General features: G+C 66.7%; 22 protein-coding genes. 15 read left to right on the plus strand and 7 right to left on the minus strand.

Annotation, left to right across the window (positions count from 1 at the left end; all coding sequences use genetic code 11):
- Positions 1–131: 131 nt before the first annotated feature.
- The 3 genes from dnaA to mutM all read right to left on the minus strand — a co-directional run bounded on the left by dnaA (position 132) and on the right by mutM (position 3,225).
- A complete protein-coding gene (gene dnaA, locus VH567_RS08030) occupies positions 132–1,625 on the minus strand; it encodes a chromosomal replication initiator protein DnaA (RefSeq protein WP_423324840.1) in 1,494 nt (497 codons plus the stop codon).
- 426 nt (positions 1,626–2,051) lie between these two features.
- Complete coding sequence (rpsT, locus tag VH567_RS08035; protein WP_031394736.1) at positions 2,052–2,315, minus strand: 30S ribosomal protein S20; 264 nt, start codon at positions 2,313–2,315, stop codon at positions 2,052–2,054.
- A gap of 94 nt (positions 2,316–2,409) precedes the next feature.
- On the minus strand, positions 2,410–3,225 hold the full coding sequence (mutM, locus tag VH567_RS08040) for a bifunctional DNA-formamidopyrimidine glycosylase/DNA-(apurinic or apyrimidinic site) lyase (protein ID WP_423324842.1): 816 nt from the start codon (positions 3,223–3,225) through the stop codon (positions 2,410–2,412).
- 56 nt (positions 3,226–3,281) lie between these two features.
- On the opposite strand from mutM, the gene VH567_RS08045 reads away from it, so the two are divergent.
- The 7 genes from VH567_RS08045 to VH567_RS08075 all read left to right on the plus strand — a co-directional run bounded on the left by VH567_RS08045 (position 3,282) and on the right by VH567_RS08075 (position 9,781).
- Positions 3,282–4,046: a class I SAM-dependent methyltransferase gene (locus VH567_RS08045; RefSeq protein ID WP_423324844.1), complete on the plus strand. Its 765-nt coding sequence runs from the start codon at positions 3,282–3,284 to the stop codon at positions 4,044–4,046.
- A 235-nt stretch (positions 4,047–4,281) separates the two neighbouring features.
- Positions 4,282–5,814 carry a 2-polyprenylphenol 6-hydroxylase gene (gene ubiB / locus VH567_RS08050; protein WP_423324846.1) on the plus strand — a complete coding sequence of 511 codons (1,533 nt, stop codon included), beginning with the start codon at positions 4,282–4,284 and terminating at the stop codon, positions 5,812–5,814.
- Between the two features lie 4 nt (positions 5,815–5,818).
- Complete coding sequence (locus tag VH567_RS08055) at positions 5,819–6,964, plus strand: hypothetical protein (RefSeq protein ID WP_423324848.1); 1,146 nt, start codon at positions 5,819–5,821, stop codon at positions 6,962–6,964.
- A gap of 9 nt (positions 6,965–6,973) precedes the next feature.
- Positions 6,974–8,158 (plus strand): bifunctional phosphopantothenoylcysteine decarboxylase/phosphopantothenate--cysteine ligase CoaBC, encoded by a 1,185-nt coding sequence (coaBC, locus tag VH567_RS08060; RefSeq protein WP_423324850.1) that lies wholly within the window; start codon positions 6,974–6,976, stop codon positions 8,156–8,158.
- On the plus strand, positions 8,155–8,592 hold the full coding sequence (dut, locus tag VH567_RS08065; protein ID WP_423324852.1) for a dUTP diphosphatase: 438 nt from the start codon (positions 8,155–8,157) through the stop codon (positions 8,590–8,592). The genes coaBC and dut overlap by 4 nt, the downstream gene beginning before the upstream one ends.
- Positions 8,589–9,023 carry a hypothetical protein gene (locus VH567_RS08070; RefSeq protein WP_423324854.1) on the plus strand — a complete coding sequence of 145 codons (435 nt, stop codon included), beginning with the start codon at positions 8,589–8,591 and terminating at the stop codon, positions 9,021–9,023. Before dut ends, VH567_RS08070 begins: the two co-directional genes overlap by 4 nt.
- Positions 9,020–9,781 carry a HesA/MoeB/ThiF family protein gene (locus VH567_RS08075; RefSeq protein WP_423324856.1) on the plus strand — a complete coding sequence of 254 codons (762 nt, stop codon included), beginning with the start codon at positions 9,020–9,022 and terminating at the stop codon, positions 9,779–9,781. Before VH567_RS08070 ends, VH567_RS08075 begins: the two co-directional genes overlap by 4 nt.
- Positions 9,782–9,928: 147 nt before the next feature.
- On the opposite strand, the gene galU is transcribed toward VH567_RS08075, so the two are convergent.
- Positions 9,929–10,801: a UTP--glucose-1-phosphate uridylyltransferase GalU gene (galU, locus tag VH567_RS08080; RefSeq protein ID WP_423324858.1), complete on the minus strand. Its 873-nt coding sequence runs from the start codon at positions 10,799–10,801 to the stop codon at positions 9,929–9,931.
- Positions 10,802–10,946: 145 nt separating this feature from the next.
- Here galU and wecB point away from each other — a divergent pair, with 145 nt between their 5' ends.
- Together wecB and wecC are read left to right on the plus strand one after the other, a co-directional pair.
- Entirely contained in the window at positions 10,947–12,080 is a 1,134-nt protein-coding gene (gene wecB / locus VH567_RS08085; RefSeq protein WP_423324860.1) for a non-hydrolyzing UDP-N-acetylglucosamine 2-epimerase, read from the plus strand.
- Positions 12,070–13,341 (plus strand): UDP-N-acetyl-D-mannosamine dehydrogenase, encoded by a 1,272-nt coding sequence (gene wecC / locus VH567_RS08090; RefSeq protein ID WP_423324861.1) that lies wholly within the window; start codon positions 12,070–12,072, stop codon positions 13,339–13,341. Before wecB ends, wecC begins: the two co-directional genes overlap by 11 nt.
- Positions 13,342–13,364: 23 nt before the next feature.
- On the opposite strand, the gene VH567_RS08095 is transcribed toward wecC, so the two are convergent.
- On the minus strand, positions 13,365–14,411 hold the full coding sequence (locus tag VH567_RS08095; protein ID WP_423324863.1) for a peptidase M48 family protein: 1,047 nt from the start codon (positions 14,409–14,411) through the stop codon (positions 13,365–13,367).
- A 147-nt stretch (positions 14,412–14,558) separates the two neighbouring features.
- On the opposite strand from VH567_RS08095, the gene VH567_RS08100 reads away from it, so the two are divergent.
- Both VH567_RS08100 and VH567_RS08105 read left to right on the plus strand, forming a co-directional pair.
- On the plus strand, positions 14,559–15,359 hold the full coding sequence (locus VH567_RS08100; RefSeq protein WP_423324865.1) for a metallophosphoesterase family protein: 801 nt from the start codon (positions 14,559–14,561) through the stop codon (positions 15,357–15,359).
- A gap of 200 nt (positions 15,360–15,559) precedes the next feature.
- On the plus strand, positions 15,560–15,799 hold the full coding sequence (locus VH567_RS08105) for a hypothetical protein (RefSeq protein ID WP_423324867.1): 240 nt from the start codon (positions 15,560–15,562) through the stop codon (positions 15,797–15,799).
- A 413-nt stretch (positions 15,800–16,212) separates the two neighbouring features.
- Here the strand turns inward: VH567_RS08105 and VH567_RS08110 are convergent, their stop codons facing one another.
- Together VH567_RS08110 and rpsU are read right to left on the minus strand one after the other, a co-directional pair.
- Entirely contained in the window at positions 16,213–16,785 is a 573-nt protein-coding gene (locus VH567_RS08110) for an FKBP-type peptidyl-prolyl cis-trans isomerase (RefSeq protein ID WP_423324869.1), read from the minus strand.
- A 145-nt stretch (positions 16,786–16,930) separates the two neighbouring features.
- Positions 16,931–17,137: a 30S ribosomal protein S21 gene (gene rpsU, locus VH567_RS08115; RefSeq protein WP_055878578.1), complete on the minus strand. Its 207-nt coding sequence runs from the start codon at positions 17,135–17,137 to the stop codon at positions 16,931–16,933.
- Between the two features lie 290 nt (positions 17,138–17,427).
- Here rpsU and VH567_RS08120 point away from each other — a divergent pair, with 290 nt between their 5' ends.
- The 4 genes from VH567_RS08120 to VH567_RS08135 all read left to right on the plus strand — a co-directional run bounded on the left by VH567_RS08120 (position 17,428) and on the right by VH567_RS08135 (position 22,485).
- Entirely contained in the window at positions 17,428–18,348 is a 921-nt protein-coding gene (locus VH567_RS08120) for an intradiol ring-cleavage dioxygenase (RefSeq protein WP_423324871.1), read from the plus strand.
- A 66-nt stretch (positions 18,349–18,414) separates the two neighbouring features.
- Positions 18,415–19,845, plus strand: coding sequence for a cysteine--tRNA ligase (gene cysS / locus VH567_RS08125; RefSeq protein WP_423324873.1), 1,431 nt, complete (start codon positions 18,415–18,417; stop codon positions 19,843–19,845).
- Positions 19,846–20,074: 229 nt separating this feature from the next.
- Entirely contained in the window at positions 20,075–21,013 is a 939-nt protein-coding gene (locus tag VH567_RS08130) for a D-2-hydroxyacid dehydrogenase (protein WP_423324875.1), read from the plus strand.
- A gap of 98 nt (positions 21,014–21,111) precedes the next feature.
- Entirely contained in the window at positions 21,112–22,485 is a 1,374-nt protein-coding gene (locus tag VH567_RS08135) for a class II 3-deoxy-7-phosphoheptulonate synthase (protein WP_423324877.1), read from the plus strand.
- The last annotated feature ends 70 nt before the right edge of the window (positions 22,486–22,555 follow it).

Genomic DNA, 22,555 nt, shown 5'->3' on the forward strand with positions numbered 1-22,555 from the left:
CTGCCAAACGCGAAGATCCCAGCTTTCGCTGGGATGACGGACTAGGGGGTGTGCTTCAGCTAAAAAGCGTGTTCCCCCGCGAAGGCGGGGGTCCAGACTGGGCTCCCGCCTTCGCGGGAGAACAAGGAGGGCTAGCCCTCCAACTCGCGCATCAGCACGCGGACCGCAGCGTCGATATCGCGGTCCGAGTCCCGCAGTTCCTCGATCTTGCGCACCGCATGGATTACCGTCGAATGATCGCGCCCGCCGAATTTTCGGCCGATCTCCGGCAACGACCGGGTCGTCAAGCGCTTAGCCAGATACATCGCGATCTGCCGCGGACGAGCCACCGCTCGCGCGCGTCGCGCCGAAATCAGGTCGAGCGGCTTCAGTTCGAAATGCGCCGACACGAGCTTCTGGATCTCGTCGATCGTCACGCGCTTCTGCGCGCCGCGGAGGACCTCACCCAACGTCGCGACCGCGAAGTCCAGGTCGATCGTGTCGCCGGTCAGCTGCGCATACGCCACGACGCGGTTGAGCGCGCCTTCGAGCTCGCGGATGTTCGCATGGATGCGGCTCGCGAGCAGATCGAGTACGTCGGTCGGCACGCGCATGTCGGGCAGGTCGACCAGTTTCCGATCGAGGATCGTCCGGCGCAGCGTCAGGTCGGGCGCCTTGATGTCTGCGACCAGCCCGACCGACATCCGGCTGACGATCCGCGCCTCGACGCCTTCGAGCGCCTGCGGGCAACGATCGGCGGAGATCACCAGCCGCTTGCCTGCCGCCATGATCTCGTTGACCGTGTGGAAGAATTCTTCCTGCGTCGCATCCTTGCCGGCAATGAACTGGAGATCGTCGATCAGCAGCAGGTCGGCGCCGCGCAGCCGCTGCTTGAACGCATGCGTATCGCGCGCGCGCATCGACGCGACGAAATCATACATGAAGCGCTCGGCGGACATGCACAGCACGATCGCGTGCGGATTATGCTCGAGGAACGCGTGGCCGATCGCGTGCATGAGGTGTGTCTTGCCCTGCCCCGTGCCGCTGTGGAGGAACAACGGGCTGAACCGCACCGGGCCGGGTTCGGCGAGCACCTTGGCCGCGTTGAACGCGACCTTGTTCGACGGATCCACGACGAATCGCTCGAAGGTGTAACGCGGGTCGAGCGGCGGGCGTTCGGCCGGTACGCCGGCTGGTACGGGAGCCGGCGCCGCGACCACCGCAGGCGCTGGCTTCAACGACGGATCGACACCGAACTTCATCGACGTCTGGACGGGTTGCGGAGTGGGCTCGACCGCCAACGCCGCGACGACGTCCGCCGGAACGGGCACGGTCTCGATCGCGAGCACGACAGGCGCGCGACCCGGCGCCCGGGTCTCGATCTGGACGGTGCGGACGTTGGGCAGGATCTGCCGGAACTCGAGCACCAGCCGGTCGGCGTAATGATTGCGGACCCAGTTGGTCATGAACGCCGAGGGCAGCGCGAGGCGGATCGTGTCGCGGTCCTCGCCGGGGATCAGCTCGATCGGTTTCAGCCATTGCTCGAACAGTCGCGTGCCGGCCGACTCGCGCAGGGACGTGCGCACGCGCGCCCAGGCCTTTTCGGCCTCGGTCGCGTGCGTCACAGATCCTTGCCACTTCGTCACGCGCACGCTTCTCCGACCCCGCGCGACGCATCGCGCTGGTGATATAGTCCCGACAGAAAATGGTCCCCCCGACGACCCCAAGGGTCATCCGGCATCTTCGCCCTGTATGTTTGATGCAGCGGTGGAAACCACCGTCGCTGTGAGCCCCGTTATGAAGCGATCGGCGATCCGGGCAAGACCCCGACGCGTCACATTTTCGAAATAAAGCGGCTTGACTTGAGCAAGCCGCGGAAATGCGTCGATATTTTTATAAGTTGCTGTGTTTACGCATTTTTTGTGAATTCGGACTTGCCATGACGTAATTGCGCACCACTCGAATCGTGGGGAATCCTCGGGTTATGCGGACGTAACCCACGTTCTGTTCGCAGACGCAAAAAACCCGCCGGGAATGCCCGGCGGGTGATCTACTCGACAATGACGGATCGCTTAGGCGAGTCCGGTCACGGCCTTGGTCAGACGCGCGAACTTGCGGCTCGCGGTGTTCTTGTGGAGCACGCCCTTGGCGACGCCACGCTGCAGCTCAGGCTGTGCGGCCGCGAGTGCGGTGGTCGCTGCGCCCTTGTCGCCCGATGCCAGTGCGGCCTCGACCTTCTTGATGAAGGTACGGATACGGCCGACGCGGTTGCCGTTCACTTCCGCGCGACGGTCGTTGCGACGGATACGCTTTTTCGCCTGCGGCGTGTTCGCCATGAAGCCCTCTGGATGTTCGAATGAATAAAAAGGGGCGCCGGATTGCTCCTACGCCCTCTCGAAGCCGCGGCCCTACCCACTTTGTCCTAGATCGTCAACCGCGTTGGCACTTCGGACACCAGAAGGTCGAGCGCCCGCCTTCGGTGCGGCGCTTGACGGTAGCGCCACACTCGCACGCTTCGCCTTCACGCCCATAGACACGCCATTGCTTGGAAAAATAGCCGAGCTCGCCGTCGGGGCGAACATAGTCCCGGAGCGACGATCCGCCCGCGAGGATCGCCGCGGTCAGCACCGTCCGAATCGCCTCGACGAGTCGCTCGAGTCGAAACAACGAGATCCGCCCAGCCGCACGTGACGGCGCGATCTTCGCCATGTGCAGCGCCTCGCACACATAGATGTTGCCGAGCCCCGCGACGATTCGCTGGTCGAGCAGCATCGCCTTGATCGACGCCCCCCGCCCTTCGAGCACCTCGAGCAGATACGCAGCGGTCAGGTCGGGCCCGAGCGGCTCGGGGCCCATGCTGAGGAACGGCGGGTAATTGGCGATGTCGTCGGTCGCCCACAGATCGAGAAAGCCGAATCGGCGCGGATCGTTGAGCGCGACCGTCCGCCCCGCTTCGGTCCCGATCAGCAGGTGATCGTGCGGCAGCAGTTCGCTCGGATCGACTCGCCAGCGTCCCGACATGCCGAGATGGAATATGAGCGTATCGCCGCGGTCGGTATCGATCAGCCCGTATTTCGCACGCCGCCCGAGCGCCGTGACGGTCGCCCCGGTCATCCGCTGGCGGAGGTCGACTGGGATCGCTTTCCGCAGGTCGGCACGACGCGGCTCGACCGAGGTCAGGCGCTGGCCCTTCAGCACGGGTTCGAGCCCGCGCACGGTGGTTTCGACTTCTGGTAATTCTGGCACGGTTTGCAGCTAGGTTGCGTTTGCTCGCGTCACAAGGCGCGGCTAGAGCGCTGGCTATGAACGACTTGATCGCGCCCACGCCTGCTTCGACGCCCGATACCGTATCCTTCGGCTACGAAGACATCCCCGCCACCGAGAAGACCGCCCGCGTCGGCGGCGTCTTCTCGAACGTCGCAGGGAAATACGACCTGATGAACGATGCGATGTCGGGCGGCATGCACCGCCTGTGGAAGGACCGCTTCGTCCGCCGCGTGAAACCGCGCGAGGGCGAGCAGATCCTCGACATGGCGGGCGGCACGGGCGACATCGCGTTCCGCATGGAGCCATCGGGCGCCTCGATCACGGTCGCCGACATCAACCCGCAGATGCTCGAAGTCGGCATGGAACGCGCCCAGAAGCGCGGGATCGACGGCCTGGTCTGGACCGAGGCTAACGCGGAAACGCTGACCTTCCCCGACAAGTTCTTCGACGCGTACACGATCGCGTTCGGCATCCGTAACGTGACCGATATCCCGAAGGCTCTTCGCGAAGCGCACCGTGTGTTGCGGCGTGGCGGGCGGTTCTACTGCCTCGAATTCTCGACCACCGTGTGGCCGGGGTTCGCCGAGGTGTACGACGCCTATTCGCACAAGATGGTCCCGAAGCTTGGCCAGCTACTCGCACAGGACGCCGACAGCTATCGCTACCTGATCGAATCGATCCGCCGCTTCCCGGACATGCCCAAGTTCAAGGGAATGATCGCGGACGCGGGGTTCGTGCAGACGAAGGTCGAACCGTTGCTGGGCGGGCTGGTCGCGATCCACAGCGGGTGGAAGATCTAGTGATCACGCCAAGGCGCGAAGGCGCGAAGGGGTTTTCGCGCAGAGGCGCAGAGGACGCAGAGATGGCGCGCGCGCGGCAGCTTTCACTTCATCAACCACTAGTGATGAAAAGCCGCAGCCGCGGCGAAACGCAACACCTCCACGTCTCCGCGCCTCTGCGCGAACCATTTCTACCCTCTCTTCGCGCCTTGGCGCCTTCGCGTGAACCAACCTTCTCTTACGGCACCAACCGCAAGTGACCGCCTCCACCACCCACGTCTGGCGACTCCTTAAATGGGGCCGCATCCTCGCTCGCCACGGCGCGCTGCGCGGCATCGAGCGGGACCCCAACACGCCCGCCCCCGTCCGCCGCCTCGCACGGATCGCGCGGTTCGGTGCGCGGGTGCCGGCAGTGCCGCGCTATGCCGATGCGTTCCAGGCGATCGGCCCCGCGGCGATCAAGCTTGGGCAGACGCTAGCCACCCGCCCCGATCTCGTCGGTGAAGACGCCGCGCACGATCTGTTGCGACTGCAGGACCAGCTCTCCCCCGTCCCATACGAGACGATCGAAGCGGCGATGCTGGCGAGCTTCGGCAAGCCACTGGAGACCTTGTTCTCGCGCATCGAACCGATCCCGGTCGGCGCAGCATCGATCGCCCAGGTCCACCGCGCCGTCACCACCGACGGCCGCCAGGTCGCCGTCAAAGTCCTCCGCCCCGGCGTCGAGGACGATTTCGCGCGCGCGATTGACACCTACAGCTGGGCCGCAGCGCAACTCGAGGCGCTCAGCCCAGAAGCGATGCGCCTCCGCCCCCGCCTCACGATCGAGACCTTCAAGCGCTGGACCTTACGCGAACTCAACTTCCGCCGCGAAGCAGCCTCCGCCTCCGAACTCGCGGAGGGCATGACCGCCGAGCCCGATTTCGTCATCCCCGCGATCGACTGGGCGCGCTCGACCAACAAGGTCATGACGATCGAGTGGATCGACGGCATCAAGCTGTCCGACCGTCCCGCGCTCGTCGCGGCCGGCTACGATCTCCCCGGGCTCGCCAACACGCTCGTCCGCGCGTTCCTGCGCCAGGCGATCGCCGACGGGTTCTTCCACGCCGACATGCACCAGGGGAACCTGTTCGCACTCCCCGGCAACCGCATCGCCGCGATCGACTTCGGCATCATGGGCCGGATCGACCGTCGCGCGCGTGTCTGGCTTGCCGAGATTCTCTACGGCCTGATCACCGGCAATTATAAGCGCGTTGCCGAGATCCATTTCGAGGCGGGCTACGTCCCCGCACACCACGATGTCGCCGAATTCGCCACTGCCCTCCGCGCGGTCGGCGAGCCGATGCGTGGGCTGCCGGTCAAGGACATGTCGATCGGCATGATGCTCGACAGCCTGTTCTCGATCACGCGCGATTTCGACATGGTGACGCAGCCGCACCTGTTGCTGCTGCAGAAGACGATGGTGATGGTCGAGGGCGTCGCGACCAGCCTCAACCCCGACATCAACCTGTGGGAAGCCGCCGAACCGTTCGTCCGCGACTGGATCCGCGGCGAGCTCGGCCCCGAGGCGATGATCGCCGACCGCCTGATCGCGGATTTCCAGACGCTTACCAGGCTGCCGGAGTTGGTCCGCCGGATCGAGGCGCACTACCCCGCGCCCGGCGGTGCCCCCCCGACGATGCCGCTGCGCGAGATCGAAGTCATCCGGATCGGCGGCGGCTGGCGCTACGGCCTGGTTGCTGTGATCGCCGCGGCGGCGGGCATCGCGGCGACGATGATCTTCGGATGACGGCATGAGGACGCGTCGCGGCGCGCCTATATGGCTGATTGGGCCGACCCGGTTCGCGGGCATGCCGCGCAGCCAGGCGAGGATCGGCATCGCGATGTTCGTGCTGCTGCTGGCCGCCTGCCTGACCGCGCTCGGCTCGCCCGGCCCGCGACCCAGCGCCGGATCCGGCTCCGCCCCCAATGTCGCCGCAGCCGATGCCGCGCCGCCGGGCCAGACCGACCTGCTGCTGTACCAGACGATCGTCGACGGCGTCCGTAGCGGGTCGCCCTATTACAGCGTCGCCGCCGAGACGCAGCGGATGGGCCATTACCCGCTGAAGCCGTTCTTCGCGATCCGCCTGCCGACGCTGGCGGTGGTTCAGGCCGCGCTGTCGCCGGTGCTGGCGAACCTGCTACTTCTGCTGCTGTGCGTCGGCACGATCCTCGCCTGGGTGCACCGTCTCAGGCCCGAGACGACCGGGCTCGTCCCGCTCGGCATCGCTGGCCTGCTGGTGGTCGCCGGTCTCTACGTGAACCTCGACCCCGGTTTCGCGGTATTCCACGAAGTATGGGCGGGGCCGCTGATCGCGCTGTCGCTCGCGGTGCGCCGCCCCGGCCACTGGCTGCCCGCCGTCGCGTTCGGGCTGTCGGCGATGCTGATCCGCGAGACCGCGCTGCTGTACGTCGCGATCATGGCGGGCTTCGCCTGGACCGAAGGCGAGCGGCGCGAGACGCTCGGCTGGCTCGCCGCGATCGCGATCTTCGCGGTCGTGCTCGCGTTCCATGCATATGCGGTCGCGCTGGTGACCGGGCCGCTCGATCGCGTCTCGCAAGGCTGGAGCGGACTCGAGGGCTTCGGCTTCTATGTGAAGCTCGCGACGATCTCGTCCGGTCTCGACCTGGTGCCGCAGTGGCTCGCATCGCTGTTGCTGGGCACGTCGCTGTTCGGCTGGATCGCCTGGCGAGACCCGACCGCGACGCGCGCCCTTGCGGTGTTCGCTGCTTATGCCGCGCTGATCTCGCTGCTCGCACGCAGCGACAATTTCTACTGGGCGCTGATCACCACGCCGCTGCTGCTGGTCGGGATCGTGTTTGCGGTCGATGGCCTGCGCGACCTGATCGCCGCCGCGCGCGATACGCGGCGCATTACGGTGACGCGCGTAATCCGCTAGAGAGCGCACATGAAGCGCATCCTCCTGATCGTCGGCGGCGGTATCGCCGCGTACAAGGCCGCCGAGCTCATCCGCCTGCTCAAGAAACGTGGCCACGCCGTACGCTGCGTGATGACCGAGGCGGCGCATCATTTCGTGACGCCGATGACGCTCGCCGCGCTCAGCGAGGACAAGGTCTATACCACGCTGTGGGACCTCAAGGACGAGGCTGAGATGGGCCATATCCAGCTTAGCCGCGAGGCCGACCTGATCGTCGTCGCGCCCGCCACCGCGGATCTGCTCGCGCGCATGGCAGGGGGCCTCGCCAACGATCTCGCGACGACGCTGCTGCTCGCCACCGACAAGCCGGTGCTCGCCGCGCCCGCGATGAACTTGCGTATGTGGGGCCACGCCGCAACCGTCCGCAACGTGGCCCAGCTCCGCGCCGACGGCGTTACCGTCATGCAGCCCGACGAGGGGCCGATGGCGTGCGGCGAATATGGCCCAGGCCGCCTGCCCGAGCCCTACGCCATCCTGGCCGCGATCGAGGCGATGCTAGCCCCTGCGCCGAAACGGCTCGCGGGACGCCACATTCTCGTCACCGCCGGCCCGACTCATGAACCGATCGACCCGGTCCGCTACATCGCCAACCGATCGTCGGGCAAACAGGGCTTCGCGATCGCCGCCGCGCTGGCGAAGCTCGGCGCGCGCGTGACGCTGGTCGCCGGCCCCGTCGCGCTCGACACGCCGCCGGGCGTCGACCGGATCGACGTCGAGACCGCACGGCAGATGGCGGATGCCGTCGCGAACGCACTGCCGGCCGACGCCGCGATCATGGTCGCCGCGGTCGCAGACTGGCACGTCTCCCCCGCCGCGCAGAAGATCAAGAAAAGCGATGCGGCGCCCGCGCTCGTATTGTCCGAGAACCCCGACATTCTCGCGACACTCGCGCGCAGTCCGCAGCGACCCCGCCTGCTGGTCGGTTTCGCCGCGGAGACCGAGCGCGTCATCGAGCACGCTAGCGCCAAGCGCCTGCGCAAGCAGGTCGACTGGATCGTCGCCAACGACGTCTCCGGCGATGTCATGGGCGGCGCGGACAACACCGTTCACCTCGTCACCGACGCCGGCGTCGAGAGCTGGGACCGGCTTCCCAAGGCGGAGGTCGCCACCCGACTGGCGGAGCGCATCGCCGATGCGCTAGAACGCATCGCATGATCCGTATCGAACTCAAGCGCCTGCCGCACGGTGAAGGCCTGCCCCTGCCCGCCTACGCCTCCGACGGCGCCGCCGGACTGGATGTCGTCGCCGCCGAAGCGCTGACCCTGGCGCCGGGCGCCCGCGCCGCCGTCGCGACCGGCTTTGCGATCGCCATACCCGATGGCCATGAGGTCCAGGTCCGTCCCCGTTCGGGCCTTGCGCTCAAATACGGCATCACCTGCCTCAACACCCCCGGCACGATCGACAGCGACTATCGCGGCGAGGTGAAGGTGATCCTCGCCAATCTCGGCCAGGACCCGTTCGAGATCGCGCGCGGCGACCGCATCGCGCAGCTCGTGCCTGCCGCGGTCCTGCGCGCGACGCTCGACGAGGTGACGATCCTCGACGACACGGCCCGCGGCGGGGGCGGCTTCGGATCGACCGGCCGATGATCGCCGCGCTTCTCCTGCTCCAGACCGCCGGACAGCCGGTTCCGCCGCCCGCGACGCCGACGATGCCCGCGCCGGCAGCGTCCGGCATCGCCCTGCCGCCGCAGGACTGGAGCGACCTGCCGATCCTGCGCATCCGCAAAAGGGCCAGCACGCTCGCCAACACCTCGGCCTATGTGCACGGCGAAGTCATGGCCGGGCGCTGTGCGAAGGCGACCAGGACGCCGCAGGGCTGGACGCTGACGCTCGATCTCGCGGTGCTGTTGAGCGCGGATGGCCGCGTCCGCCGGGTGACCCCGCGCGCGATCGACTGCCCAACCGTCGAGCAATATGCGGCCGGCGTGATCCTCGGCGTGCGCGATTCGATCGACGTGATCGATACGAACGCCAATACCTGGTACCGCACCAGCCTGACGTTCGCGTGGGGCGCATGACGCTCTCCGACGACGAACTCGCACGCTATGCCCGGCACATCGTACTCAAGGAATTCGGCGGCAGCGGCCAGGCGCGGCTGAAAGCGGCGACCGTGGTCGTCGTCGGCGCCGGCGGGATCGGCTCGCCCGCGATCCAGTATCTCGGCGCCGCGGGCATCGGTCGGCTGATCCTGATCGACGACGATACGGTCGAACCCTCCAACCTCCAGCGCCAGACGATCTTCACCACCGCGGATACCGGCACGGCGAAGGCCGAGGCGGCAGCGGCGGCGGTACGGCGGATCAACCCGCATGTGACGGTCGAGACGCGTCGCGCCCGGATCGACACCACCAACGTAGCGGATCTGCTGGGCGGCGCCACCGTCGTCCTCGACGGCTGCGACAATTTCGCGACCCGGTTCGCGGTGGCGGATGCCGCGCATGCCGCGCGGATTCCGCTGGTCTCGGCAGCGGTAGGCCAGTTCGAGGGACAGCTTGCCACCTATCGCGGCTGGGAGGCCGACAAGCCGTGTTACCGGTGCTTCGTCGGGGAAGACCCAGAACGCGCGGAAACGAGCTGCGCGGAGGACGGCGTACTGGGTCCCGTCACCGGCGTGCTCGGCAGCCTGGCCGCGCTGGAGGTGTTGCGCGCAATCGCCCCGTTCGGCGACGATCAAGCCGGCAAGCTGCTGCTGGTCGACCTGCTCGCCCTGCGCTTTCGCACGATCCGCCTGCCCAAGGACCCCGGTTGCCGCGCGTGCGGTGCTGCGAGGGGCTAGGATCGGGCATTGAGAGGGAAGCCTGTTTCCCCGCGAAGGCGGGGATCCAGACTGGGTTCCCGCCTTCGCGGGAGAACAAATAAGAGAGGACCGTCGTTCGGATGCGGCCAACCCCTTGATTCAAGGGGTTGGTCGCAGAAATACCGCTCAGCCCGCCAGCAACCCCTTGGCGAATTCGCGCACCACCGGTCCGATATCGTCACGAGCCAAAGCAAGCGCGAGGTTCGCCTGGATATACCCGGCCTTGTCGCCGCAATCGTAGCGCTGGCCGTCGAACGTGAAGCCGTGGAACGGCTGATTGCCGATCAGCTGCGCCATCGCGTCGGTCAGCTGGATTTCGCCGCCGGCCCCCTTTTCCTGCGTTTCTAGGATCCGCATCACCTCGGGCTGGAGGATGTAGCGGCCGGGGATCATCAGGTTCGACGGTGCGCTGCCCTGCTTCGGCTTCTCGACCAGCGCGACGACCTCGGTCAGCCGCCCGTCGATCGCGCCCGGCGAGATGATGCCGTATTTGTCGGTCTCGGCATCCGGCACTTCGAGCGCACCGATCACGTTGCCGCCGACCTTGTTATACGCCTCGACCATCTGCTTCATGAAGCCGGGTTCGCCGACCATCAGCTCGTCGGGCAGCAGGACCGCGAACGGCTCGTCGCTGACGATCTCGCGCGCGCACCACACCGCATGGCCGAGCCCCAGCGGCTCCTGCTGGCGGATATACACGGGCGAGCCCGGCTTCATGCGGATATGGCTAATCGCGTCGAGCGACTTGCCGCGCGCCTTCATCGTATCCTCGAGCTCATACGAGATATCGAAATGATCCTCGAGCGAACCCTTGTTGCGCCCGGTCACGAAGATGATCTGCTCGATCCCCGCCTCGAGCGCTTCCTCGACGGCATATTGGATCAGCGGCTTGTCGACGACGGTCAGCATTTCCTTCGGCATCGCCTTGGTGGCGGGAAGGAAGCGCGTGCCAAGTCCTGCGACCGGAAACACGGCCTTGCGCAGCGGCTTTATCGTCATTCTTAGTCCCCTGTAATCTCGTTCGCGCGTCTACCGGCTGCCTGGTGTCGGTGCAAATCGGCCCTATACGAATCAGGTGGGCCGAGCCGCAAAACGGGGCATCCGGTTAGCGCGTCATTAAAGACGTTGGGCTAGAGGGAGTTCCATGTCCAAGGTCCTCGTCATATTCGGCACCCGTCCCGAAGCGATCAAACTCTTCCCCGTGATCCGTGCGCTTGCCGCGACGCCCGGCCTGACGGTGCGCACCTGCGTTACCGCGCAGCACCGCGGGTTGCTCGACCAGGTGCTCGCGATCGCCGATCTCGCGCCCGATATCGATCTCGACTTGATGGAGCCCGGCCAGACGCTCGACCGGCTGACCGCAAGGCTATTGGTCGGGCTCGGCGAGGTGATGGATGCGGAACGGCCCGATCTCGTCGTCGTGCAGGGCGACACCGCGACCGCGATGACCGGCGCGCTCGCCGCCTATTACCGGAAGGTGCCGGTCGCGCATGTCGAGGCGGGATTGCGCTCGGGCGACATATACCAGCCCTGGCCCGAGGAGGTGAACCGCCGGATCGTCGCGCCGATCGCCGCGCTGCACTTCGCCCCGACCGAAACCGCGGCGGAGGCACTGCGCCGCGAGACGATCGCCGCGGACACGATCCACGTCACCGGCAACACCGTGATCGACGCATTGCACTGGACCGCCGATCGGGTCACCGCCGATCCGTCGCTGGCCGCTGGGCTGGACGAGATCGCCGCGCGGTTCGCGGGCAAGCGCATCGTCCTGGTTACCACGCACCGCCGCGAGAATTTCGGCGACGGCATGGCCGCGATCGCGCGCGCGATCGGGCGCATTGCCGAACGAGAGGACGTCGCGGTGCTGTTCCCGGTCCATCCCAACCCCAACGTCGTGTCGGTGATGGATCAGATCCTCGGCACACGCGCCAACGTCGCGAGGATCGAACCGCTCGATTACCCGCATTTCGTCCGCGCGCTGGGGCTGGCGCACATCGTGCTGACCGATTCGGGCGGCGTGCAAGAGGAGGCGCCCGCGCTCGGCAAGCCCGTGCTGGTGATGCGCGAGACGACCGAACGCCCCGAAGGCGTCGCGGCCGGCACCGCGAAACTGATCGGCACCGACGAAGACCGGATCGTCGCGGAAATCTTCACGCTGCTCGACGACGACGACGCCTATGCGGCGATGGCGCGCGCGCACAACCCGTTCGGCGATGGCCACGCCGCCACCAGAATCGCCCAGATCATCGCCCAAGGATTCGCCCAGCATGCTGTCTGATACCGAACTGTCTGTCGTCGTCATGGGCCTCGGCTATATCGGCCTGCCGACCGCGGCGGTGATCGCGCGGACGGGCGCGCGCGTCCTCGGCGTCGACGTCACCGACTCGGTCGTCGAGACGGTCAATTCGGGGCGCGTGCATATCGAGGAGGTCGATCTCGACGGTCTCGTCTCTGGCGTGGTGTCACGCGGCACGCTGCGCGCGTCGACGACGATCGAACCCGCCGACGTCTTCGTGATCGCCGTCCCGACGCCGTTCGATGAGAACCATGCGCCGGACATCGGCTATGTCCTGCAAGCTGCGACGACGATCGCGAGCGTGCTCAAGGCGGGTGACACGATCATCCTTGAATCGACCTCGCCGGTCGGCACCACCGAACAGGTGCGAGATGTGCTCGCCAAGCTGCGCCCCGATATACGCGTTCCCGGCCGCGCGGGCGAACAGGCCGACATCGCGATCGCCTATTGTCCGGAACGCGTCCTGCCCGGCCGTATCCTGGTCGAGCTGATCGACAATGACCGCGTCATCGGCGGCATCACCCCGCGGTGCGCGCGCAAGGCGCTGACCTTCTACCGGCGCTTCGTCCGCGGCGCCTGCGTGACCACGACCGCCCGCGCGGCGGAGATGACCAAGCTGACCGAGAACGCGTTTCGCGACGTCAACATCGCGTTCGCCAACGAATTGTCGCTGATCGCCGACACGATGGGCGTCGATGTGTGGGAGGTGATCCGCCTCGCCAACCGCCATCCGCGCGTCAACATCCTCCAGCCCGGCCCCGGCGTCGGCGGACACTGCATCGCGGTCGACCCCTGGTTCCTGGTCCACGCCGCCCCCGAACAGACACCGCTGATCCGCACCGCGCGCGAAGTGAACGACGGCAAGACCGATCATGTCATCGCGCAGGTCGCAGCTTTGGTCGAAGCGACGCCCGGCGCGGCGGTCGCCTGCCTCGGCCTCGCGTTCAAGGCCAATATCGACGATTTCCGCGAGAGCCCGGCGTTGAAGGTGGCAGCAGCGGTGGCGCGCGCGTTCGGCGACCGGGTGCGGATCGTCGAGCCCTATGCGAAGACGTTGCCCGCGGCGTTTGCCGACACCGGCGCGAGGCTGATCGACGTCGACACCGCGATCGAGACCTGTCCGATCATGGTCGTGCTGGTCGATCACGACGTGTTCAAATCGATCCCGCTGGAGGAACGCGCCGACAAGACGGTGCTCGACACGCGCGGTATCTGGCCCGACCAACCCCGGCCCGTAGTGTAACCAGCCCTTGCGATCCTCGCACTTCAGCGCAGCGGCGTATCCCGGGTAGCGAGGACTGGCGGGATGATCGGCCGGGCCGAAGTCGCGGCGATCTCCCGCGCGGCCGCCTCCAGCGTGTCGGCCCGCGCCTTGGACGAGGCGTGCGTCCGGCTGCGGAACAGCCCGCCATCGACCGCGCCACCCTTGGTACGCCAGAATTTGGGTGCCGACATCGGATCATAGCCCGCGTTGGCGAGCAGATAGATGCCGAGCAGATCCGCCTGGTCCTCGGTCTCGCGGATCAACCGGCCGTTGCGCCCAAGTTCCGCAAGCAGACCGCGGTTGATCTTGGCGGCGTCGAGCCGCGCACGGTGGCGCAGGATGTTGTGCGCGAGTTCGTGCGACACGACCACTGCGATCTCCGCATCGGTATAGCCCTCGAAAAACCGCTCGCCGATCTGCACGACCGATCCGTCCGCGCTCGCATCTAGCCCACTGCCCAGCAAGATTTCGAACCGTGAGCGGCAACCGGTAACCGGCGTGACGACGATCGGCAGCGTCCGCCCCCCGCGCAGGACCGTCAGGCGCAGCGGTCGCGCGGGCGGCGCATCGGCGATCACCGCCTCGGCCGTATCGCGCGCCGAGGCGACTTCGGGGGCACCGGACACCGGAAGGCCGGGCTGCGCCACGCCGTTGATCGCAGCGATCGAATCGTTCGCACGAACCCCTGCCCGGTCGGCAGGCGCGCCGGCGACGACCGCTTCCACGCCGATCGTGGCCGCGAACCCGAACGCCGCCGCCGCATCCGCCCGCGAATCCGCGGCATATTGCGTCAACGCGTGGATCGGCATGCCGATCTGCGGCTGGAGCCGGTCACACAGCGCGGCATTGCTGGTCGTCAGCCGATACGCGATCGTCGCCAGCCGCAGATCGGCAGCCCGCAACGTCTCGAAGAAAGCCGGGGGCGGCGCTGCGTCGGCCGCGGCGGCCTTCGCGGGAGCCACGGTCAGGACCGGCCCTGCCATCGTCAGGATCAGGAACGGCGCCAGGCGAAGTGCGAAGCGTTTGGAGAGGCGTGAGGGGATCGACATCGCGCACGCTTAGCGGTCGGGAGCAACCGCGTCAGCCCGACTCGGCGCGGATGCGTTGCGACCCGTCGCGTAACCCCGTATGCGGCGGCCAGCGTCTGTGCCCGCCCCCTCCCCAGGCGTGAGCCTCACTCCCATATCGATGACACCATGATCGCAAAGCTTTTCAAGTCCCGCAGCACCCCCAAATCGAATCAGCCACAGATCCCCGAGGGCCAACGCGTCTATGCGGTCGGCGACATCCACGGGTGCGTCGACCTGCTCGACGAACTGGTCGCGCTGATCGATGCGGACGATGCCGCGCGGGGGCCGGCGCAGACGACGCTGATCTTCCTCGGCGATATCGTCGATCGCGGCCCCGCCTCCGCGACGGTCGTCGAACGACTGCGCGGGCTGCGGGATACTCGTCCCGACGTGCGGTTCCTGCTTGGCAACCACGAGGAGATCTTCCTCGGTGCGCTGGATGGCGAACCCAAAGCGTTGCGCCTGTTCTGCCGGATTGGCGGGCGCGAGACCGTGCTCAGCTACGGCATGGAGGCGGCGGAATACGAACGACTCGACTATGAGGAGCTCGTCCACCGCCTCGAGACTCTGGTCCCCGCCGAGCACAAGGCGTTCGTCGCCGGGTTCGAGGACATGATCGTGATCGGCGACTATGTGTTCGTGCATGCCGGCGTGCGCCCCGATACGCCACTCGACCGCCAGCGGACCTCGGATCTGCGGTGGATTCGCGATCCGTTCCTTGAACACCGGTCGAAGCTGGAAAAGACCGTCGTGCACGGCCACACGATGACCGACGAGATCGAACGCCGCGGCCACCGAATCGGCATCGATACCGGCGCGTACGCATCGGGCCGGCTCACCGCGCTCGGCTTGGAAGGCGACGTCAGCTGGCAGCTCCAGACGCGTGGCGAATCGCTCGCCACTGCAGCAGCGGCACCACCGCGCTAGCTTCGGCCTGCCGCTATTATCGCCCGGTCTGCAAACTGCGACTTCTCCGCACGGTGCGGATCGGTATAGTGGACTTGCGGTAGCTGCATGTTGCACTGCCGCAACAGTGTGGAAAGCTTTTACACTGTGATAGTCACTGCAGTTGTCATGCGTATGGTTTCGTGCCAATGCGCAGATGACGAGCACAAAGGGAGTTCATCATGCGTCTTGGGAAGTATCTCCTGACCGCAGCAGCAGCCACGATGGCAGTTGCTCCGGCCATGGCAGCCAATCCGGCAGCCAACCTGTCGGTTTCGAAGTCGGTTCGCGCCGGTTCGGTTTCGGCAAAGAAGGACAAGCTGGCAGGCGGCGGCGTTATCGTCGCTATCCTCGCTGCAGCAGCAGTGGTTGCCGGCATCGTTATCGTTGCAGACAACGACGACGATTCGGACAGCAACTAAGTCTAACGACTTTGTTCGAGAGAATAGCGGCCTTCGGGCCGCTATTTTTTTGTCCGCCGCAGATGGGGCTGGGGCGATATGCCCGCCCATCCGATGCCTTCCTCTTAACAGCCTCAACAGCTACGCGACGCCACCACAACGTCGAGGCATGGTATGGCGCACCACCTCCCTGTTATTCCGCGAAGGCGGGAGCCCCAGCCTGGATTCCTGCCTTCGCGTGGAAATACGCTTGGTTCGCGGACACGAGCACAGGCGTTGCCAGAAATCCACGGCACTTCAAATGACGGGGCCAGCCACGCCTGCCCAAACCAAAAACGCGCCCCCGGATCACCGAAGGCGCGCTTGCGAATTCATGTGACGTTGCCCGGTATCGTGAGGCCGGCAATCCGCCGGCCAGATCTCAGGGTGCAACCTTAAGGTTGAGGCTGGCCCGGAGCGCCGCCCGGCATACCGCCCGGCGCGCCACGACCCATTTGGGCCTGCGCCTGCATCTGCTGCACCACGCTCTGCGGCAGGAAGTCGAGCAGCTCGACATCGAACACCAGCGTCGAGTTCGCCGGGATCGGCCCGGCCGCCTTGTCGCCGTAGCCCAGCGCCGGCTTCATCCAGAAGCGATACTTCGCGCCCTTCGGCATCAGCTTCAGCGCCTCGGAGAAGCCCGGAACGACGCCGGTCACCGGCATCGGCGTCGGCTGCTGCGACTTGTCGAAGGTGGTGCCGTTGAGCAGCTTGCCCTCATAGTTCACTAGCGCGACGTCCGCATCGGTCGGCTTGGCCGCACCGGGCTTGCCGGGCGCGATCACCTTGTACTGCAGCCCCGATGCGGTCACGACGACGCCCTTGGCGCGGGCATTGCGCGCCAGCGGATCGTCGCCCTGGCGCGCAAGCGCGACCGCGGCGATCAGCGCAAGCGCGATACCGACCCAGAGATAGACGAGATAGCTGCGCTTGGTGGGCTGCAGCGGCACTGCGGTGACGGTCGACATCGGATCAAGGCCCTCAGATCATCTGGGATCGTCTGGTCACGCCGGAGCGCCGCGCGTGCCGTTGGAAAGCAAGCGGGGGCGCCGATCTCGGCCGCCCCCGTAAATACCGACCCGACCCGATCACCAGGCCTGGGTCGATCAGATCTTACCGTGCGCCGTCGCGCTCGGCGCGCTTGCGGTCGAGCTTGCGCGAGCGACGAATCGCTGCTGCACGCTCGCGTGCGCGCTTCTCCGACGGCTTCTCATAGTGCCGGCGCAGCTTCATCTCGCGATACACGCCTTCGCGCTGCAGCTTCTTCTTGAGCGCGCGAAGGGCCTGGTCGACGTTGTTGTCGCGTACGATAATCTGCATAAACCCGTTTAGCTCCGGTCGAATAGATTTTTGCCGTCGCGAATAGGTCCGCGCCGCATGAACTGGGGCCCCTATCAGGGGTCCGCCGACGTTTCAAGCCAAACCGGTCGCGCGGCACGCGAGCGTTCACCACGTTCTTAGCCGACGACGTCGAGCACCACCCGCGTCAGCCCGCTTTTTGACGGTCGCACGTCGAACATGGCTCACCCGGAAACATTCGGCAACAGCGCGAAACACCCCCGCCACACACCGCATCCACGGTGCCCCACTTCAACCGGGGGACACCAGACATGCATCACGACGACATCCAACGGGGCCACGAAACCCCGCACCACGGCCACAGCCTGGCCGAAGACATCGCCGTCATAGAGACGCTGTTCGCCCGTCGTCGTGCGCTGAAATGGTTTGCCGGGGCCGGCACGGTCGCGCTGGTCGCCGGCTGTGGCGGCAGCAGCGCCGATTCGGACGCCGTCACGACCGTCACGACGACGACCGCGACACCCACGTCCACCACGACGGCAACGCCGACGCCGACCACCACGACGACCAGCACCGGGTGCATCGTCGACCCGACCGAGACCGCAGGCCCCTACCCCGCCGACGGCACCAACACGGCGAGCGGATCGACCTCCAATGCGCTGACCGTGTCGGGCATCGTCCGCAGCGACATCCGGGCGAGTTTCATCAGCACGACGACGGTCGCGACGGGCACGCAATTGACGATCACGCTGACCGTCGTCGATGTGAATGCGACCTGCGCGCCGCTCGCCAACTACGCGGTCTATCTGTGGCAGTGCGATCGCAACGGCAATTATTCGCTCTATACCGCGCCGACCGAAAGCTATCTGCGCGGCGTCCAGGTCACCAACGCGGCGGGCCAGGTCACCTTCACGACGATCGTGCCGGGCTGTTACGACGGCCGCTATCCGCACATGCATTTCGAGGTGTTCTCGACGCTGACCGCGGCGACCGGCGGCCGCTATGCAGTGCTGACGTCGCAGCTCGCGATGCCTGCCGCGCTGTGCAACGCGGTGTATGCCGACACCACCCTGTACCCGTCGAGCGCGACCCGGTTCGCCAATATCTCGACGTCGAGCGACGGTGTGTTCAGCGACAACACCGCCGCGCAGATCGCGCAGCAGACCCCGACCTTCTCCGGCTCGGTTGCCGACGGCTACACCGCCAACGTCCTGATCGGCGTCGCGCGCTGACGGCCGCGGGGGAGCGCCGCGCGCGGGGGCTTTGCCGCCGCCCGCCCGCGTCGCTAAGAGGCGCGCATGACCCGCTCCCCCACCACCCTGTACAACAGCCTCACGCGCCAGCTCGAGACGTTCACGCCGATCGATCCGACCAATGTCGGCATCTATTCCTGCGGCCCGACGGTCTACAACTACGCGCACATCGGCAATCTGCGCGCGTACGTCTTCACCGACACGCTCAGCCGCGTGCTGACGTGGAAGGGCTATCCGCTCACGCACATCATCAACATCACCGATGTCGGCCACCTGACCTCCGATGCGGATGTCGGCGACGACAAGATGGAGGCGGCGGCAAAAGCCAGCGGCCAGGACATCTGGGCGATCGCACGCCATTATACCGACGCGTTCAAGCGCAACCTCGACGACCTCAACATCCGCCCGCCGAGCAAATTCCCGCTCGCCACCGATCACATCGACGGCATGATCGCGTTCGGCAAGGCGATCGCGGACAAGCACTGCTACCAGCTGCCGGACGGGCTGTATTTCGATACCTCGACGGTGCCCGATTATGGTCGCCTCGCCCGATCGCAGGACGATGCGGGCGAAAGCCGGATCGATCCGGTCGAGGGCAAGCGCCATCCGCAGGACTTCGCGATCTGGCGCACCTCGGCGCACGGCGAGAATCGCCAGATGGAATGGGATTCGCCCTGGGGTCGCGGCGCGCCGGGTTGGCATCTCGAATGCTCGGTGATGAGCAAGCAGTATCTCGGCGACACGTTCGACATCCACACCGGCGGGATCGATCACCGCGAGATCCACCATCCCAACGAGATCGCGCAGAACCAGGCGCATTGCGACTGCGGCGATACCGGCGCGACGCTGTGGATGCACAACAACTTCCTGGTCGAGCGCTCGGGGAAGATGTCGAAATCGGGCGGCGCGTTCACCACGTTGCAGACGCTCGTCGACCGCGGCTTCCACCCGCTCGCCTACCGCCTGATGTGCCTCCAGGCGCATTATCGCAGCGAACTGGAGTTCTCTTGGGAGAACCTCGCCGCGGCGCAGACGCGGTTGAAGCGGCTGGCGATGACCGTCGAGACTCTGGCTGCGCGCGGACCGGGCGGCCCGTCGGGTAGCGCGCTCGCCTATCGCGATCGGCTCGACGAAGCAGTGTCGGACGACCTCGCCACCCCGCGCGCGCTGCCGATCCTCGACGAACTGCTCGCGGACAAGCGCGTCGCCCCCGCGGACCGGCTGGCGGCGCTGGTCGATTTCGACGCAGTGCTCGGCCTCGATCTCGGAACGATTCGCCGCGAGGACCTGCGCATCCGCCCGGTAACCGCGACGATCGACGAAGCCACTATCGCCGCCCGCCTCGCCGACCGCCGCGACGCCCGCGCCGCGAAAGACTTCGGCACGTCGGACGCAATCCGCGACGAACTGGCGGCCGCCGGTGTTGAGGTGATGGACGGCGACTCGCTAGGCTGGGACTGGAAGATCGCGCTCTGAGCTAAGCCCGATCGACCAGCTTCGGCGATAAAAGGCCGCGTTTCGATCCTCCCCCGCAAGGGGGAGGTGGCAGGCGAAGCCTGACGGAGGGGGAGGACGCGATAACCTCCGCTCCGTGTCCGCCCCCTCCGTCGCCACTGGCGCCACCTCCCCCTTGCGGGGGAGGATCGTGAAGTCGCACGCCCCCCCAAAACTTGACATGCCCCGCGTCAGGCCGATGCTGCCATAAATGAAAGCCGTCCTCCCAGCCGCAGCCCGCCCCGTCCTCGAGCCGCACCTCCCCGCGGACCTCGACGTCGCGTGGTTCGCCAAGCCCGACGAAGCCAACGCGATGATCGCAGACGCGGACATCGCCTGGGTCGACATGCAGCCGACCGAGCTTGTCGCCGGTGCGATCCGCCACGCCGGGTCGAATCTCAAATGGGTTTCGACGATCTACGCCGGGCTCGACGCCTTTCCGCTGGAGACGCTGCGCGACAGGAACGTCACGCTGACCAACGGCGCCGGCATCAACGCCATCGCCGTCGCCGAATACGCCGTCATGGCGATACTGGTCGCCGCCAAACGCTTCGACACGGTGTTGCGCGCGCAGGATCGCCACGAGTGGCTGAAGGACGCGCCCGGCAAGATCGAACTCGCATCCACCAAGGCGCTGATCATCGGCTACGGCACGATCGGCAAGATGATCGGCGACCGCTTGGCGGCGTTCGGCGTCGACGTCACCGGCGTCACGCGCACCGGCCGCGACGGTACGATCACGCCCCACGCCTGGCGCGACCGGCTCGGCGAGTTCGACTGGGTGATCCTCGCCGCGCCGTCGACCGGTGCCACGCATGCGATGATCGGCCGCGACGAACTCGCGGCGATGAAGCCGTCCGCCTGGCTGATCAACATCGCGCGGGGCGACATGATCGACGACGACGCATTGATCGCCGCGCTTACCGACGGCGGCATTGCCGGGGCTGTCCTGGACCCGACCAACCCCGAACCCCTGCCGCCCGAGCATCCGCTCTGGTCGACGCCCAACGCCATCGTCACAATGCACCTGTCGGGCCGCAGCCAGACCACGATGTTCGCGCGCGGCGCCGCCCTGTTCCTCGAGAACCTCGCCGCGTTCCTTGCCGGCAAGCCGATGAAGAACGTGGCGGACCTCGATGCAGGGTACTGAATCCAGCCGGCACACCCGCATCAAAGCTTTACTTCGTTGCGCGAAAAGGCGTTTTCGCGCATGGCCAGCCGCACAATTCACCATCCGGACGACATGATATGGCCGCGAACTGGGCCCCCGACAGCTGGACGCGTCACGAAGCACGACAGCTCCCCACCTATCCCGATGCGGCAGCCCTGACCGCCGCGACCGACCAGCTCGCAACATTTCCGCCGCTCGTTTTCGCTGGCGAAGCGCGCAACCTGACCGCGTCGCTCGCTGAAGTGGCCGCGGGCAAGGCGTTCCTGCTTCAGGGCGGCGACTGCGCCGAGAGCTTCGCCGAGCATAGCGCGAACAACATCCGCGACACGTTCCGCGTCATTCTCCAGATGGCGGTCGTCCTGACGTTCGCTTCGAAGCTACCGGTCGTGAAGCTCGGCCGGATGGCCGGCCAGTTCGCCAAGCCGCGCTCGACCGATACCGAGACGATCGGCGGCGTCGAGCTGCCGTCGTACCGCGGCGACAACGTCAATGACATCGCCTTCACGCCCGAAGCACGCGCGCCCGATCCGCAGCGGATGATCCGCGCCTACTCGCAGTCGGCCGCGACACTCAACCTGCTGCGCGCGTTCGCGCAAGGGGGCTACGCGAACCTCCACCAGGTCCACCGCTGGACGCACGACTTCATGGGTCGCAGCCCGTGGTCGAAGAAATATGCCGAGACCGCGGACCGGATCGGCGAGGCGCTCGAGTTCATGGCCGCCTGCGGCATCGATCCCGAGACCGTGCCGCAGCTCGCGCAGACGCATTTCTACACCAGCCACGAGGCGTTGCTCCTCCAGTACGAGCAGGCGCTGACCCGGCAGGATTCGCTGACCGGCGACTGGTACGACACCAGCGCGCATTTCCTGTGGATCGGCGATCGCACCCGGTTCGAGGGCTCTTCGCATGTCGAATATCTGCGCGGCATCGGCAACCCGATCGGCATCAAGTGTGGGCCTAGCCTGGAGCCCGACGCTTTGCTGCGGATGCTCGACACGCTCAACCCCGGCCGCGTGCCCGGCCGGATGACGCTGATCACGCGCTATGGCTATGACAAGATCGAGGCGAACCTGCCCCGCCTCGTCCGCGCCGTCACGCGCGAGGGCCATCCGGTGGTGTGGAGCTGCGACCCGATGCACGGCAACGTCGTCAAGGCCGCCAACGGCTACAAGACACGCCCGTTCGACCGTATCCTCGCCGAGGTCCGCGGCTTCTTCGCGGTCCACCGTGCGGAGGGCACGCATGCCGGCGGCATCCATGCCGAGATGACCGGCCAGAACGTGACGGAGTGCACCGGCGGTGCGGTCGACGTGACCGAGCAGTCGCTGGCGGATCGCTACCACACGCACTGCGACCCGCGCCTCAACGCCAGCCAGAGCCTCGAGCTCGCCTTCCTGCTGGCCGAGATGCTCAACGAGGAAATGGCCGAGCGCAAGAAGGTCGCCGCCTGATAAAATGCGCGGGCGTCTCAGGAATGTGCGGTAACCGTCTTGACGGCCGCCGACCCATTCCGTAGACGCC

It is taken from the genome of Sphingomonas sp. 4RDLI-65, from assembly GCF_049472435.1.
Taxonomy (GTDB): Bacteria; Pseudomonadota; Alphaproteobacteria; order Sphingomonadales; family Sphingomonadaceae; genus Sphingomonas.